This is a genomic window from Sinorhizobium sp. KGO-5 (assembly GCF_036245905.1).
In the GTDB taxonomy this organism is placed as follows: domain Bacteria; phylum Pseudomonadota; class Alphaproteobacteria; order Rhizobiales; family Rhizobiaceae; genus Sinorhizobium; species Sinorhizobium meliloti_A.
On sequence record NZ_BDIZ01000001.1, the window covers coordinates 475,001 to 490,045 of the forward strand.

General features: G+C 60.8%; 13 protein-coding genes, 1 tRNA gene and 2 rRNA genes (1 of these 16 running past the window's edge). 3 read left to right on the top strand and 13 right to left on the bottom strand.

The window, feature by feature from the left end:
• The 3 genes from BHD07_RS02185 to BHD07_RS02195 form a co-directional block, all read left to right on the top strand.
• Positions 1–2,355: ribosomal RNA gene (locus BHD07_RS02185) — 23S ribosomal RNA — on the top strand; it begins 508 nt to the left of the window's first position.
• Positions 2,356–2,600: 245 nt separating this feature from the next.
• Positions 2,601–2,715: ribosomal RNA gene (gene rrf / locus BHD07_RS02190) — 5S ribosomal RNA — on the top strand.
• 132 nt (positions 2,716–2,847) lie between these two features.
• Positions 2,848–2,924: transfer RNA gene (locus tag BHD07_RS02195), tRNA-Met, on the top strand.
• A gap of 187 nt (positions 2,925–3,111) precedes the next feature.
• Here BHD07_RS02195 and BHD07_RS02200 read toward each other — a convergent pair.
• The 13 genes from BHD07_RS02200 to BHD07_RS02260 all read right to left on the bottom strand — a co-directional run bounded on the left by BHD07_RS02200 (position 3,112) and on the right by BHD07_RS02260 (position 15,045).
• Positions 3,112–3,876, bottom strand: coding sequence for an SDR family NAD(P)-dependent oxidoreductase (locus tag BHD07_RS02200; protein WP_100669984.1), 765 nt, complete (start codon positions 3,874–3,876; stop codon positions 3,112–3,114).
• Positions 3,854–4,351 (bottom strand): 2,4'-dihydroxyacetophenone dioxygenase family protein, encoded by a 498-nt coding sequence (locus BHD07_RS02205; RefSeq protein WP_234819191.1) that lies wholly within the window; start codon positions 4,349–4,351, stop codon positions 3,854–3,856. The genes BHD07_RS02200 and BHD07_RS02205 overlap by 23 nt, the downstream gene beginning before the upstream one ends.
• Before the next feature lie 70 nt (positions 4,352–4,421).
• Positions 4,422–4,883, bottom strand: coding sequence for a heme-degrading domain-containing protein (locus BHD07_RS02210; RefSeq protein WP_100669983.1), 462 nt, complete (start codon positions 4,881–4,883; stop codon positions 4,422–4,424).
• An 84-nt stretch (positions 4,884–4,967) separates the two neighbouring features.
• Positions 4,968–5,717 (bottom strand): ribonuclease activity regulator RraA, encoded by a 750-nt coding sequence (locus BHD07_RS02215; RefSeq protein ID WP_100669982.1) that lies wholly within the window; start codon positions 5,715–5,717, stop codon positions 4,968–4,970.
• 36 nt (positions 5,718–5,753) lie between these two features.
• Entirely contained in the window at positions 5,754–6,509 is a 756-nt protein-coding gene (locus tag BHD07_RS02220) for an SDR family NAD(P)-dependent oxidoreductase (protein WP_100669981.1), read from the bottom strand.
• Positions 6,510–6,511: 2 nt separating this feature from the next.
• The gene (locus tag BHD07_RS02225; RefSeq protein WP_338277428.1) at positions 6,512–7,582 is read right to left on the bottom strand and encodes an ABC transporter ATP-binding protein; all 1,071 of its coding nucleotides are present in this window, start codon (positions 7,580–7,582) and stop codon (positions 6,512–6,514) included.
• A gap of 23 nt (positions 7,583–7,605) precedes the next feature.
• A complete protein-coding gene (locus BHD07_RS02230; RefSeq protein ID WP_100669979.1) occupies positions 7,606–8,421 on the bottom strand; it encodes an aldo/keto reductase in 816 nt (271 codons plus the stop codon).
• A 12-nt stretch (positions 8,422–8,433) separates the two neighbouring features.
• Positions 8,434–9,282 (bottom strand): carbohydrate ABC transporter permease, encoded by an 849-nt coding sequence (locus BHD07_RS02235; protein WP_100669978.1) that lies wholly within the window; start codon positions 9,280–9,282, stop codon positions 8,434–8,436.
• Complete coding sequence (locus tag BHD07_RS02240) at positions 9,279–10,139, bottom strand: carbohydrate ABC transporter permease (RefSeq protein ID WP_100669977.1); 861 nt, start codon at positions 10,137–10,139, stop codon at positions 9,279–9,281. Before BHD07_RS02240 ends, BHD07_RS02235 begins: the two co-directional genes overlap by 4 nt.
• 71 nt (positions 10,140–10,210) lie before the next feature.
• Positions 10,211–11,422 (bottom strand): ABC transporter substrate-binding protein, encoded by a 1,212-nt coding sequence (locus tag BHD07_RS02245; protein WP_100669976.1) that lies wholly within the window; start codon positions 11,420–11,422, stop codon positions 10,211–10,213.
• 55 nt (positions 11,423–11,477) lie between these two features.
• Entirely contained in the window at positions 11,478–12,611 is a 1,134-nt protein-coding gene (locus BHD07_RS02250) for a mannonate dehydratase (RefSeq protein ID WP_198516602.1), read from the bottom strand.
• Between the two features lie 110 nt (positions 12,612–12,721).
• A complete protein-coding gene (locus tag BHD07_RS02255; RefSeq protein ID WP_100669974.1) occupies positions 12,722–13,900 on the bottom strand; it encodes a mandelate racemase/muconate lactonizing enzyme family protein in 1,179 nt (392 codons plus the stop codon).
• A complete protein-coding gene (locus tag BHD07_RS02260; RefSeq protein ID WP_100669973.1) occupies positions 13,897–15,045 on the bottom strand; it encodes an iron-containing alcohol dehydrogenase in 1,149 nt (382 codons plus the stop codon). Before BHD07_RS02260 ends, BHD07_RS02255 begins: the two co-directional genes overlap by 4 nt.

Genomic DNA, 15,045 nt, shown 5'->3' on the forward strand with positions numbered 1-15,045 from the left:
GGGAGACCACTCTCCAAGCCTAAGTACTCGTGCATGACCGATAGCGAACAAGTACCGTGAGGGAAAGGTGAAAAGCACCCCGACAAGGGGAGTGAAATAGAACCTGAAACCGGATGCCTACAAACAGTCGGAGCCCGCAAGGGTGACGGCGTACCTTTTGTATAATGGGTCAACGACTTAGTGTGACATGCAAGCTTAAGCCGGTAGGTGTAGGCGTAGCGAAAGCGAGTCTGAACAGGGCGTTTAGTATGTCGCATTAGACCCGAAACCGAGTGATCTAGCCATGAGCAGGTTGAAGGTTGGGTAACACCAACTGGAGGACCGAACCCGCATCTGTTGCAATAGATTGGGATGACTTGTGGCTAGGGGTGAAAGGCCAATCAAACTCGGAAATAGCTGGTTCTCCGCGAAAACTATTTAGGTAGTGCGTCGACCGAATACCCTCGGGGGTAGAGCACTGGATGGGCTATGGGGACTCACCGTCTTACTGATCCTAACCAAACTCCGAATACCGAGGAGTACTAGTCGGCAGACACACGGCGGGTGCTAACGTCCGTCGTGAAAAGGGCAACAACCCTGACCTCCAGCTAAGGTCCCCAAGTCATGGCTAAGTGGGAAAGGATGTGAGGATCCCAAAACAACCAGGATGTTGGCTTAGAAGCAGCCATCATTTAAAGAAAGCGTAACAGCTCACTGGTCTAAATAAGGGTCTTTGCGCCGAAAATGTAACGGGGCTGAAGCCATGCACCGAAGCTGAGGCTTATACACTTAGGTGTATAGGGGTAGCGGAGCGTTCCGTAAGCCAGTGAAGGGATACCCGTGAGGGGTCCTGGAGGTATCGGAAGTGCGAATGTTGACATGAGTAACGATAAAGAGGGTGAGAGACCCTCTCGCCGAAAGACCAAGGGTTCCTGCTTAAAGTTAATCTGAGCAGGGTTAGCCGGCCCCTAAGACGAGGCGGACACGCGTAGTCGATGGGAACCACGTTAATATTCGTGGGCCTGGTGGTAGTGACGGATTGCTCAACTTGTCCGGACTTATTGGATTGTCCGGGCGGGGACGCGGTTCCAGGAAATAGCTCCACCGTATAGACCGTACCCGAAACCGACACAGGTGGTCAGGTAGAGTATACCAAGGCGCTTGAGAGAACTATGTTGAAGGAACTCGGCAAATTGCACGCGTAACTTCGGAAGAAGCGTGACCCTTTTCTACGCAAGTAGGATGGGGTGGCACAGACCAGGGGGTAGCGACTGTTTATCAAAAACACAGGGCTCTGCGAAGTCGCAAGACGACGTATAGGGTCTGACGCCTGCCCGGTGCTGGAAGGTTAAGAGGAGGGGTGCAAGCTCTGAATCGAAGCCCCAGTAAACGGCGGCCGTAACTATAACGGTCCTAAGGTAGCGAAATTCCTTGTCGGGTAAGTTCCGACCTGCACGAATGGCGTAACGACTTCCCCGCTGTCTCCAACATAGACTCAGTGAAATTGAATTCCCCGTGAAGATGCGGGGTTCCTGCGGTCAGACGGAAAGACCCCGTGCACCTTTACTATAGCTTTACACTGGCATTCGTGTCGGCATGTGTAGGATAGGTGGTAGGCTTTGAAGCGGGGACGCCAGTTCTCGTGGAGCCATCCTTGAAATACCACCCTTATCGTCATGGATGTCTAACCGCGGTCCGTCATCCGGATCCGGGACAGTGTATGGTGGGTAGTTTGACTGGGGCGGTCGCCTCCGAAAGAGTAACGGAGGCGCGCGATGGTGGGCTCAGAGCGGTCGGAAATCGCTCGTCGAGTGCAATGGCATAAGCCCGCCTGACTGCGAGACTGACAAGTCGAGCAGAGACGAAAGTCGGTCATAGTGATCCGGTGGTCCCGCGTGGAAGGGCCATCGCTCAACGGATAAAAGGTACGCCGGGGATAACAGGCTGATGACCCCCAAGAGTCCATATCGACGGGGTTGTTTGGCACCTCGATGTCGGCTCATCGCATCCTGGGGCTGGAGCAGGTCCCAAGGGTTTGGCTGTTCGCCAATTAAAGCGGTACGTGAGCTGGGTTCAGAACGTCGTGAGACAGTTCGGTCCCTATCTGCCGTGGGTGTAGGAATATTGACAGGATCTGTCCCTAGTACGAGAGGACCGGGATGGACATATCTCTGGTGGACCTGTTGTCCTGCCAAGGGCATAGCAGGGTAGCTATATATGGAAGGGATAACCGCTGAAGGCATCTAAGCGGGAAACCCACCTGAAAACGAGTATTCCCTTGAGAACCGTGGAAGACGACCACGTTGATAGGCCGGGTGTGGAAGTGCGGCAACGCATGAAGCTTACCGGTACTAATCGTTCGATCGGCTTGATCGTTCCCATTGCTTATGCTCATCAAAGATGAGCATCATTCTTCTGTCCTCACGCTGTCGCGATCGCAAGATCGCTGCGCTGCGGACGGCGCGCCGGACAACCGGCGGCTCGGCTCTGCCGGCTGCTGGAATGATCCGGACAAGACATCAAAAAGACGTGTTCAAAAGAAGTCGAGCGTTAAACCGCCCGCTTCACCAGCTTCTCAATTCGGTTTGCGCCCATAAGGCGCAAATCTTGCGCTTTGCCGACCTGGTGGTTCTGGCGGGGTGGCTGCACCCGTTCCCATTCCGAACACGGCCGTGAAACGCCCCAGCGCCGATGGTACTTCGTCTTAAGACGCGGGAGAGTAGGTCGCTGCCAGGTCTGCAAATCGCAAGAGAAACAAGCCGATCATCTTCTCTCACACGGCCGAAACAAAACGGCCAACAGACCGACCTTTTTACTGCGCAAAACTCGGACGGAATAACGAGATTTTGCTGCGCAAAACTCGGATAACGCGGGGTGGAGCAGCCCGGTAGCTCGTCAGGCTCATAACCTGAAGGCCGCAGGTTCAAATCCTGCCCCCGCAACCAAAATTACCTGCGATCCCTAAGAGCCCCCTCATGGGGCTTTTTTGCGTTTTTGGCGCATTTATCGAAAAAGCTTCGCCCTCTCACTCCTCTGCGACCTCTTGTGGATGCGGACGGGTCTCCGTGCCAAGCATCAATGACGAAGGCACGCAGACCTGCTCCAGGGATTCCGTCAAGCTGAATCCTGACCTCAGGTGACGGCGTAACCGCCGTCGACCGGTATGATCGTTCCCGTGATGAAGCCGGCGTGCGGGCTTGCGAGGAAAAGCGCTATGCCCTGCAGGTCCTCCGGCGTACCCCAGCGGGCCATCGGCGTTCGCGCCAGAATCGGGCCGGCGCGTGCCGGATCGTCCTGCAGCGCCTTCGTCAGTGGCGTTGCAATCCACCCGGGGGCAATGGCGTTCACCCGCACGCCCCTCGGGGCGTAGGCGATCGCCAGGGACTTGGTGAGCTGGGCGATGCCGCCCTTGGAGGCCGAATACCCCGGCACCAGCCCGCCGCCGAAGAAGCTTAGCATGGAGGCGATATTGATGATGCAGCCGTTGTTGGCCGACAGCCTGTCCAGCGATGCCTCACAGACGCGCATCGTGCCGTTCAGGTTGATGTCGACCACGGTGTCGAAGACGTCGGGATCACGCTCCTGACCCCGGCGGATGATGCCGGCGCAGTTGACGACGACATCGAGGTCTCCGAGTTCCCCAATGAAGCCCCTGATGGCATCGTTGGACCGGACATCCAGTACGTCGTAGCGAATCGTGCCGGATGGGTCGTTGCTTCGTGCCTGGGCGCATTCGGCGTCCGTTGCGCCCGTGGCGTGAACCGTTGCGCCGGCGTCACGAAAGCATTGAGCGATGGCTCTGCCGATGCCGCCTGTTCCTCCTGTCACGAGGACGGTGCGCCCTTCCGTCCAGCCGCGGGCCCATTCCGCGGTGTCAGCGGATGAACTGATCGACATAATCCGCCCCTAATCCGACCTGCTCGTAGTGAGCGCGGCACATGTCGATCTTGGTAAACACGTCCTCGTAGCCGATTTGGCTGTTGTCCTTGTCGAGATAGACCATGCAGCCCGAGATGTTGAAGAAGGTGATCATCTCGTCGCAATCCTCGGGGACGTTCAGCGTGTGGATCTCGCCGGGCGGCTCGAACACGAAAGAGCCTTCCTCCGCCACCCAGTCGTGCTCGAAGTAGTGCCATTTGCCCTTCATCACCATGCCGAAGACTGGTGCGGGGTGCACATGCCGGGACAGGATGCCCGAGCGGGTGACCTTCAGGAGGTTGCACCACTGCCCTGTCAAGGTGTTGAGAAACATCGGCCGGAAGAAGACGTCCGGGGCCTGAGGCACCCAGACGCGCGGATCGTCCGGTATCGCCTTGATGGCAATTTCCGCCGAGGCTAGCTCGTGGGTAGAGCCCTTCATGAACTTGTACATATTCCCAACCTTTCTTCAGGCTGCGCCGATCTCAGTCACGCCAAGCTTCGCGCCGCATGGGTTCGCGGTGTCAGGCGAGCCTTTCCAGCGCCCGCATGGCCATCGCATGGTCTTCCACATCCGGCAGGCCGCTGATGGCAACGGTACCTGCGATCCCGACGTTCCGGACGCGAACGGGAACGCCGCCACCGCTGGCCGCAAAGTCCGCAGCGGGGAGGCGATAGCGGGCGTGGAAATCCGTGGCATTGCGCTCGCAAAGCAGGCGCATGTAGAGCGAGCTGCGGTTGAACCGTTCGACCACCGCCCGCTTCCGGCGAGCCCACACCAGGTTGTCCGGAGAGGCTCCGGGCAGCAGCGCCGTAAAAACGGCGGTGCCATGGTGGCTGACTTCTATCGCGATCGGCAGGTTCTTCACAGAGGCCGTCTCGCGAATGGCACAGCCGAGCCGCCATGCCAGTTCATAGTCGAAGCCACCGAGCTGAACGGTCTCCTCCTCGGCGATCAGCTCTTCTATCGTCAGTGCCGCTGCCATGGCGATAATCCGGTCCTTGCATTTTTCTTTTCGGCGAAGCGGCTCGGCCGCTCCGTCGCGCCTGAGCCTTGTTGCGTCTTTCGGTCAGTCGGCCGTCTGAGCTTTGCGCCAGGCGACGTATTCGTCCTGCACCGCTTCCGTGAGCGGGTAATACTTGCGCAGATCGCCCCCCTGTGACAGGCGAAACCGGGCGAACTCTTCCCACTCGGCGTGTTCGCTCGAACGCGCGATCACTTCGACCGCAAGCGCGCCCGGCACGACAATCACCCCGTCGTCATCGGCCACGATGATGTCGCCCGGCATGACCAAAACACCGCCGCATGCCACCGGCACGTTGACCGCAAAGGGGATCAGCCCTGTCTGGGCGTGATAGTTGGGTGTCACACCCCGCACCCAGATGCCGAGATCGAGTTCCTTGGCCTTGGCGGAATCGCGGATGCAGCCGTCCACGACGATGCCCGCGCCACCACGGCCGGCCAGGAAAGTCAGCATCATCTCGCCGAATATACCGCTTGCCATGTCGCCGCGGGCGTCGACGACCACCATATCGCCGGCCTGGGCCGGATAGAGGACGTGGCGATGCAGCTGCAGTTCGGGATTGTCGTATTCGTTGGAGCCGTAAAGATCCTCGCGCTTCGGCATGCACTGCAGCGTCAGCGCCGGACCAGCTACCGAGCGGCCGTACTTCAGGGGAAGCGGCCCGCGGATCTGCGGGTCTCGGATCCCCATGAGGCTCAGTTCGCTGCTGGCGGTTGCCGTGCCGATCAGAGCCAGGGCGTCGCACAACTCACGTGCCGGTCGGTTGATGTCTTTGATTTCTGCGGGAGACTGCATGTCATGAACCTCGAAGTGGGAATTTGAAGGCGGCGATCAGACCCAGCCGCCGTCGATGATGTAGTTCTGGCTGGTGATCACCCGCGCGTCGTCGGATGCCAGGAAGAGAGCGAGCTTGGCGACATCCGCCGGCATCAGCCGTTGCTTGAGAGCCTGGCGTTCCTGACGCATGGCATCCGCCTCCGGCGTCAGCCAGAGATCCAGTTGTCGCTGCGTCATGATCCAGCCTGGCGTGACGGCGTTGACGCGGATGTTGAACGGGCCAAAGTCCCGGGCGATCGACCGGACAAGCCCGATAACGGCCGACTTGGAGGCGGTGTACAGCGCCATGCCGCCAAATCCGGCCATCCACGAGATCGAACTCATGCAGATGATCGCTCCGCCGCCTGCCGCCCTCATGTCGGGCAGCACCGCCTGCGAGGCGAAGAACTGGTGCTTGAAGTTGGTGGCGATGCGATCGTCGAAATATGCCTCTGTCACATCCTCCGTCGCATGGCGTTCGTCATGCGCGGCATTGTTGACGAGAACGGTTATCGCTCCCAGCTCAGTTCTGACGGTCTCGATGCCGGCGCGGAGCGTTTCCGTGTCGCGCAGGTCAAGGGGCACGAAGTGAACCTGGCTGCCCTGCGACGTCAAAGCATTGGCTAGAGCCGTGCCGGCCGTCTCGTCCCGATCCAGAAAACCAACCTTGGCTCCCTGCTGGGCGAAGGCTTCGACCAGCGCTGCGCCGATACCGCTTGCGCCCCCGGTAACCACGACCGTCTTTCCCTTCAGGTCCGGATAGATCGCCATCGTCACGCCGCCTCCCGGAAGTCGATGCGCTGCCCGCTCTTGCCGTCGAAAAGCTGGATACGCTCGGGGAGGAGGGAGACATGCAGGATCTCGCCGGGCTTACGCAGGATTCGTTCGCGGAAGACGCCGATGATGTCGTGGCCGGCAAGCCGCAGGAGAACTTGTGTCTCCGCGCCGGTGGGCTCGATCGTGATGATCTCGGCCGCATGCCCGTTCGCGTCGAGCAGGAGATGTTCGGGACGGATGCCGAGCTTCATCTCCCCTCCCTCGAATTCCGTCACCGGAAAGGGCAGGGCAATGCGGGTGCCGTCGTCGCCGATGAAGCCGCCGCCGCTCACCCTGCCGCCGATGACGTTCATCGCAGGGGAGCCGATGAAGCCTGCAACGAAAAGGTTTGCCGGGTAATCGTAGAGTTCGAGGGGAGATCCCACCTGCTCCACGACCCCGCCATGCATCACGACGATCTTGTCGGCCATGGTCATGGCCTCGATCTGGTCGTGAGTCACGTAGACGGTCGTCGTATTGAGCCGATGGTGGTTCTGCTTGATCTCCGACCGCATCTGCACCCGCAGCTTCGCGTCGAGGTTGGACAGCGGCTCGTCGAAGAGGAAGACTTCCGGATTGCGCACCATGGCGCGGCCCATGGCGACGCGCTGGCGCTGCCCACCGGACAGCTGACGCGGGTAGCGGTCGAGATAGTCGACGAGGTTGAGCATGGCCGCAACCTTGGCGACCCGGCTGCGGATCTCCTCCTTGGGCGCGCGGGCAAGCTTCAGCGAGAAGCCCATGTTCTGCTCGACCGTCATGTGCGGGTAGAGCGCATAGCTCTGGAAGACCATGGCGATGTCGCGCTCCTTCGGCTGAAGGGAATTGACGACGCGGTCGCCGATGGAGATTTCTCCTGCCGAGATGTCCTCGAGCCCGGCCAGCATGCGCAGCAAGGTCGACTTGCCGCAGCCGGACGGGCCGACGAGAACCACGAATTCGCCGTCGGCTATGTCGATTGACACGCCATGCAGCACCTCCAGGGCGCCATAGGATTTCCGAACGTTGTTGATCGATACCGGTGCCAATTGCAGTCTCCTGTCAGGGCGTCTCAATCATCCCAGCGGGGTGATTTGGCCGGATTGATATGCCGTGCGGAGCGGTCCAGCATGCGGATCCGCGCGATCTCGTCGGCGGTGAGGTTCACGTCTTGCGATGCGAAGTTGTTTCTCAGATTTTCAAGGCTGGAGGAGGCAGGGATGACGGCGTGGCCTTCCGCCATGAGGAAGGCCAGCGCGACGGCAGCGGCAGTGACGCCGTGGGTCTCGGCGATGGCCTTCAGCAGCGGGTCGTCGTTGACGGCTCCCTTGTAGAGGGGCTGGTAGGCAGTCAGCGCCAGTCCCTTGCTGCGGCAGTGGTTCACGAGCCGTGGTGCCTGCAGGTAAGGGTGGATCTCGACCTGATCCGTGGTGATCGTATTCTCGCCCAGAAGAGCGAAGGCCTTGTCGAGGAGAGCGATCGGGAAGTTGGAGACGCCGATATGGCGGGTCCATCCGCGTTGCCGTGCTTCGGCCAGCGCCAGCATGTAGTCGTCGAACGGCACCTCATCATTCTGGGATGGCCAGTGAATAAGCAGCAGGTCGACCTGGTCGGTACCGATCGTCTCGAGGCTCTTCTCGACGCTCGGCAGGAAATCGGCTTTCGACAGATTGGTGTCTGCAACCTTGGTGGTGACGAAGAAGTCGGATCGCGGCAGCCCGGAACGGCGGATGGCTTCGCCGACGCTGCTTTCGGTATCATAGCTTTGGGCCGTATCGATGTGGCGATAGCCGATCTCGATCGCCGACAGGATCGCCCGGATGCCCGCGTCGCCCGTGCGTCCGAATGTACCGAGGCCAAGTTGGGGGATAGGGGAGGTATAGGTCATTGCATTCCTCTCTCAGCCCTTTGTCGCGCCGGCGGTCAGGCCACCGACAAAGAGCCGCTGCATGGATAGAAACAGGATGGCAATCGGCAGGGTCATCACCACGGAGGCTGCCATGACGGCGCCCCAGTCGGTGTTGAACTCCGTCGAGAACTCCGCAAGCCCGATGGGCAGCGTCTTCACCGAGGAGTCGGTGGCAAAGCAGAGCGCGAAGATGAACTCGTTCCAGGTCGTGACGAAGGCGTAGACCATGACGGAGGCGAGACCGGGCAAGGAGAGGGGAAGCGTGATGCGGAAGAGGCACTCCAGGCGGCTGGCGCCGTCGATGATCGCTGCTTCCTCCAGTTCGACGGGAATGTTCTTGAAGTAGCTGGTGAGCATCCACACCGACAGCGGGAGCGTGATGATCATGTAGACGAGGATCAGGCCCCAGTAGGTGTTGACCAGATTCAGCACCCGAAGCGTGACGAACAGGGGCACGATGATGGCGGCCGTCGGCAGGAGCTGGCCCACCAGCACGAAGGACTGGAGAAGCGGCTTTCCCTTGAAGTTGAAGCGGGCAAAGCCGTAGGAAGCAAAGATCGCGAGCACCAGCGCGAGTGCCGTTGATCCGACGGAGATGACGATGCTGTTGAGGAAGTAGCGCGGGATGTTCGATTCAAACAGGACTGTGCGATAGTTATCCCATGTGGGGGCCGCGGGCCACCAGATCGGCGGAACCGTGTAGAGCTCGCGCAGCGTCTTCACCGAAGACAATACCATCCACCAGAAGGGGAACAGGCAGACCAGGACCAGCAGAACCGAACCGAAGAGGATCAGCCAGCCCGGCAGGCCTGGGCGCTTGAGGGTCTGAAGCTTGTTCAACGCGCTTCCTCCGGGTTGGAGGCCAGCGTCCGGATGTAGATGAACACAACCACGATCGCGACAGCAAAGAACATGACGGAAAGGGCCGCCGCCTGTCCGAACTGGACGCTCTCAAAGGCTGTCCTGAAGATCTGGATCGGTGTGATCAAGGTCCGGTTCGCCGGTCCTCCGCGGGTAATGGCATAGATAATGGTGATGTGGTTCAAGGCCCAGATGACCAGGAGAAGCGTGACCGCGACGATCACCGTCCGAACCTGGGGCAGCATGACGTAGCGGACCTCTTCCCAGAAGCTTGCCCCATCGATGCGGGCCGCTTCGTAGAGATCGTTGGAAATGGACTGCAGCCCGGCCAGGACCATGATGGCGACGAAGGGAAACATCTTCCAGATGTTGATCGCGATCATCACCGGCATCACGGTGCTGCCGTTCGTCAGCCAGCCGACCGGCTCGTCGATCAGACCAGGGCTCGTGAGCATGTAGTTGATGATGCCGAACTCCGTGTGGAGCATCCATGCCCAGGTGGTTGCGGCAACGATGCCCGGCACCACCCACGGCACCAGGGTCACAGAGCGGACGACGGCCCTGCCGCGAAAGTTCTGGTTCAGCAGGATTGCCGTCAGGACGCCGAGGATGACCTGAAAGACGATGGACCCGAACACCCACCAGAGGGTGTTCCAGAATGCCGTCGGCGTGGCGCGCGCGGACAGAATGCGCCGGAAGTTGTCCAGCCCGACATAATTTCCGGCATTGTCCGTGACGCTCAGCAGCCCGGTATAGGCGACCGGATAAGCGATCAGCATGCCCAGCACCATGAGCGCGGGTAAAACGAACAGGTACCCAGTGGATTGTTTCTGCATCCGATTTCATTCCTGATTACAGGACGGGAAGGCGCCGGCAGGATGCCGAGCGCCTTCCGGACGGGAGGGATCTAAAGAAGCCCTTCGATTTCTTCGGCGGCGCCATCCATGGCGGTCTTGACGTCCTCGTCGCCGAGGAGGATGCGCTGGATCCCATCGAAATAGGCCTGGGATATCTGGACCCAGTTCGGATGGGCCGGCACGGGCCGTCCGAACGGGAGCATTTCCTTGAAGACCTGCAGGATCGGGTCGTTGAAGCGTTCGGCTTCCATAGCAGACAGGCGGGCGGGGAAGGTGTCGGTCAGAACGGCCTGGTTCTCCGCCTCGGCAAGGAAGCCCAGGAGCTTCTTCGCGTCGTCGGGGTTCTTCGCCTCGCTAGGAATGACAAAGCTCCACCCCCCGAGGATCGCTGCCGTCTTCCCGTTGTCGGGATGGGGAACAGGGATTACGCCGATGTCGATATTGGGGTTTTCCTTGCGGATAGACTGGATATCGAACTGACCGGACTGATACATCGACACCGTCTCGGCGATGAACAGCCGGCGGTTGGCGGTGCCGTCATTCTCGAGCGTCGACGACGGCGAAATGCCTTCCTTCAGGAAGTCGGTGTAGAAGGTCACGGCTTCGATGGATTCCGGGCTGTTGACCAGGACCTGCTTGCCGTCATCCGAGATGATGCCGCCACCCAGCATCCACATGAAGGGCAAGGACCGGAAGATGGTGTTGCCGACTTCTCCGCCGCCCGTGATCGCAAAGCCGGACTTCCCGTTGGTCGTCAGTTTCTTGGCAGCGTCCTTGAAGGCGGTCCACGTGGTCGGCGGGTTTTCGGGATCGAGACCGGCCGCCTTGTAGTCGCCCTTGTTGATGATCACGGCATGGGTTTCGATCCGGTATGGAATGCCCCACAGCTTGCCATTCCAAGTGTCGTATCCCAGGGCGGCGGGAATGTAGTCCTCGCGATCGGTCAACACCTCGTCGACGGGCAGGACCAGGTTATTTTGAGCGTAGCCATTCACCCAGCCATGCTGCACGTCGATGACGTCCGGCGCAGCTCCCGACTGCAGGGCCGTCAGGATGCGCTGCGGCAATCCGTCGGTGGTGGTGATTTCAAGTTTCACTGTCACGTCCGGATTGGCAGCCTGAAATTTCTCCACGAGATCCCGGGCGCGGGCCTCGTTGAAGTTCGGCGTCCACCAGACCACTTCGCCAGCCCAAGCACCGGCCGACATGGCCAGAAACGACGCTGTTGCGGCCATCGCCAGCTTCATAGTCAACGTTTTCATGTTTACCTCCCAACTGAATCCGTTGTCTGTTTTCCAGCCGTGTGGCTGGAATGATCTATTCCGCAGCCGCCGAGGGTTCCTCGGCCCGATGGCCGGCGGATCCGGAAGAGCTTCTGGTCAAGGCGTCTGCGTGTGCGACAAGCGCCTTCATGTAGCCGATCGTGTAGGCATGTCCGGCGTGCCATGGGGCCGGGCACTCGAGTTCCGGAACGTGATCAGGAACCAGGATCCCGTCGTATCCTTCCTCGTGGAGCACGCGCACGATGCGGGCCATGTCGACGTCACCGTCGTCCACGAAGGTCTCCACGTAGTTCGGCACCTTTCCGCGGACATTGCGGAAGTGGACATAGGCGATGGCGTTTCGACGGGCAAAGCGGCGGGTCGCCTCATAGACGTCGCCATCGGGCATTTCCGCCAACGAGCCGACGCAGAATTCCAGCGCATTGGCCGGGCTCTCTACGAGCGAAAGAAGCCGGTCGTACTTGGCGTGGCTGTTGACCAGCCGCGCGGTGCCGCGCAGGCGTTCGACGGGCGGATCGTCCGGATGCGCGGCCAACCGGACGCGAGATTCTTCCGCTACCGGTAAAAGCTTCTCCAGGAACCAATGAAGCCGCGACCAAAGTGTGGCCTCGTCAACCGTCTGAGGCTTTGCCCCGGGAACGGCCAGGCGGTAGCGCATGTTGCCGACCATGCCGTCGGGGACAGGGCTTTCAGCGTCGAATTCATCGATGGCGAAGACGGCCGTCACCGCATTGCCGCGCGCCACCGGCTTGCGCTGCCATCCCCACACGCCGGCGATGGAAAAATTATATCCGAGAACAGGTATGCCAAGACGCCCCATGTTCCTGACGAGGTCCTGAAGGTCCTGCATCTGCGCATCCTTCTTCGGACCGTCGAGCAGAATGTCGGACCAGAAGTTGGGCGAGATGTTCTCGAGGGCGGCGACCCTGAGGTTGTGTCGCGAGAGCATCGCCACCAGGTCCGTCAGGCGATCATAGGACCACAGAGGCGCATCGATGCATTCGCCGTTGATCGGGCCGACGACGCCACCCGCGGCATAGGCGCTCGCGTCCGCGTTCCGTCCATAGTCGGTGAGGTGGACGACGACGTCTTCCACTCCGAGCTGACTGGCGAAACGGGCACCCGCTTCGCTCAGAAGCGGCCCATACAATGAGATTCCGACCTTCAAGCAGCTCTCCCCCCGTTGCTGCTTAAGTGAGTTCATATTTGAACTGCACTTGTTCTAAATATAACTATGTGGCGAAGGGGAGCCGGTGTCAACTCCCTTTCCCGTGACTTCTATTCGCTTTCGTCCGCCGCGAATGTGTGAGCGCCCGTCGCTACGCCGGTCGTGTTCATGGACCCATCGAAGAGCGGAACATTGGTTGGCTGATAGGCAAAGCGCTCGCAGGCTTCCTCGATCAGTTCGACGCCGAGACCCGGCGCTGTGGGCGCCAGAATTGCCCCTTTGTCGAACTGCAGGGTTTCCCGGACGAGTTCCTTGCGCCAGGGGACATCCATCGATACGGTCTCGAAGACCGAGAAATTCGGCATGGCGAGCGAGGCGTGCAGCGTCATGGCGTTCATGATCGGCCCGACGGGATTGTGAGGCGCGACAGGAATGAGATGCGTGTGCGCCAGATGCGCAACTCGTTTCGTCTCGCCCATCCCGCCGGCGTGCGACACGTCGGGCTGCAGGATATCGACAGCCTTCTTGGACAGGGCCTCGAGAAATTTCCCCGGTTCGTACCAGCGTTCGCCGGCAGCGATCGGCACCGGGCTGGCGGCACGCACTTCTGCCAGCGCATCGATGTTTTCCGGCGGCGTCGGCTCTTCGACCCACGTCAGATCGAAGGGTGCCAGTGCCCGGCACATGGCAATCGCCGTCGGGACATTGAGGCGGCCGTGGACGTCGAGCATCAGATTGACGTCGGGCCCCACCGCATCTCGGACGGCCTCGACAATCTCAATCGTCTGGCGTCGCTGCCGACGGTCCATTTCAAGATCCGCGGTATCGAAAGGATCCCATTTCAGGGCCCGGTACCCCATAGCGACTGCCTTGCGGGCATTGGCGGCGTATTCCTCGGGCTTTGTTGCACCGAAGAACCAGTGGTTGGCGTAGCATTCGACACGATCACGGAATTTGCCGCCGAGCAGTTCGAAGACAGGAACGCCGAGCGCTTTGCCCTTGATGTCGAGGAGGGCGGCCTCGATGCCACCGAGCGCCGTGCGGAAGACGGCGCCCGTTCGCCAGTAGCTGTCCCTGTGGAGCTGTTCGATGATGGCATCCACGGCAAAGGGATCGCGGCCGACGAGGACCCGTTCCAGCTCTTCCAGAGCCGCGACGACGGTCTTCGTCTTCCATTCCAGGGTTGCCTCGCCGACGCCCTCGATCCCGTCGTCGGTGTAGAGCTTGACGAAAACGAAGTTCGTCCTCTGGGCGTTCGCGACAAATACTTTCTGGGCCGTGATCTTCATGGGCGGTTCCTGCCGGGTTGGGCCAAGGCTTCCTGCAGCATGGCGCGATAATCCTCCGCCGACGGAGGAAGAGGATTGGTGGCGTGGCTGTGATCGGCAAGCGCCCGCTCGATGACCCAGTCGAAACATCCTGGGGTGACGCCCATGGCCGCCAGGCCGGCGGGCATGTTCAGTCGGCGGTTCAAGGGTTCCAATTCGCCAGGCACGTCGGCGTCTGCCGGAAGTCCCATGGCTGCCCGCAACCTGTTCAGCTTGTCACCGACCGCGGGAGCATTGAAGCGTACGACGATCGGCATGAGGATGGCGTTCAGCGTGCCATGATGAAGTCTGGGCTCTTTCAGGCCGCCAAGCGCATGGCTGAGCGAATGGACGGCGCCGAGACCCTTCTGGAAAGCCAGACCGCCATGGAGTGCTCCGAGCATGACCTCGCTGCGGGCTGTGATATCGCCCGGCACGGCGAACGCCTGGGGAAGATTTCTCCAGATGCGGCCCGCGCCATCCAGCGCGATCGCTTCCGCGGTCGGATTGAAGCGCGGCGAAAACAGGGTTTCGATGCAGTGGGAAAGGCCATCAAGTCCCGTCGCCGCGGTGAGGGCCGGTGGCAGACCGAGCGTGAGCAGCGGGTCGCAGATGGCGCGCCGCGGGATGAGGTGCGGACTGATGAAACCAAGCTTGCGGCCGTCGTCCAGGGTGAGCAGTGCCGCGCGCCCGACCTCTGCGCCGGTGCCGGCCGTTGTCGGGATGGCAATGACCGGCGCGACGGTTGGTCGGATGCGCTCTACGCCGCCGTAGATGGCGGCGTACTGCTCCAGCGATCCCTCATGCGTTGCCAGGAGCGCGACGCCCTTTGCCAGGTCGATCGGCGAGCCGCCGCCGAGGGCGATCACGCCGTCGCAAGAACGCGCGCGATAGACCTCGAGCGCATCGGAGACGGCAGCTTCCGTCGGGTTCGAGGGCGTCTCGAGATAGGAGGCGGTCACCTCAGGCGTCAAAGCCTGCACCTTGTCGGCCAGCCCCGAGAAGGCCAGGCCCTGGTCGGAAATGAAGAGCGGCCGAGATATTCCGAGCTCAGCCATGGCTGCGGGGAGGCCTTTCAGCTCTCCCGGGCCAAAATCGATCGCCGTCAGATAGTTGATCCTGGGCAT

Excerpts from the sequence above, each read along its gene's own strand:
- BHD07_RS02220 (WP_100669981.1), bottom strand. The coding sequence starts at position 6,509 with ATGGCGATCTATCCGGACCTGAAGGGAAAGACGGTCGTGGTTACCGGG.
- BHD07_RS02255 (WP_100669974.1), bottom strand. The coding sequence starts at position 13,900 with ATGAAGATCACGGCCCAGAAAGTATTTGTCGCGAACGCCCAGAGGACG.
- BHD07_RS02230 (WP_100669979.1), bottom strand. The coding sequence starts at position 8,421 with ATGACCTATACCTCCCCTATCCCCCAACTTGGCCTCGGTACATTCGGA.
- BHD07_RS02245 (WP_100669976.1), bottom strand. The coding sequence starts at position 11,422 with ATGAAAACGTTGACTATGAAGCTGGCGATGGCCGCAACAGCGTCGTTT.
- BHD07_RS02200 (WP_100669984.1), bottom strand. The coding sequence starts at position 3,876 with ATGTCGATCAGTTCATCCGCTGACACCGCGGAATGGGCCCGCGGCTGG.
- BHD07_RS02240 (WP_100669977.1), bottom strand. The coding sequence starts at position 10,139 with ATGCAGAAACAATCCACTGGGTACCTGTTCGTTTTACCCGCGCTCATG.
- BHD07_RS02205 (WP_234819191.1), bottom strand. The coding sequence starts at position 4,351 with ATGTACAAGTTCATGAAGGGCTCTACCCACGAGCTAGCCTCGGCGGAA.
- BHD07_RS02215 (WP_100669982.1), bottom strand. The coding sequence starts at position 5,717 with ATGCAGTCTCCCGCAGAAATCAAAGACATCAACCGACCGGCACGTGAG.
- BHD07_RS02260 (WP_100669973.1), bottom strand. The coding sequence starts at position 15,045 with ATGCCCAGGATCAACTATCTGACGGCGATCGATTTTGGCCCGGGAGAG.
- BHD07_RS02210 (WP_100669983.1), bottom strand. The coding sequence starts at position 4,883 with ATGGCAGCGGCACTGACGATAGAAGAGCTGATCGCCGAGGAGGAGACC.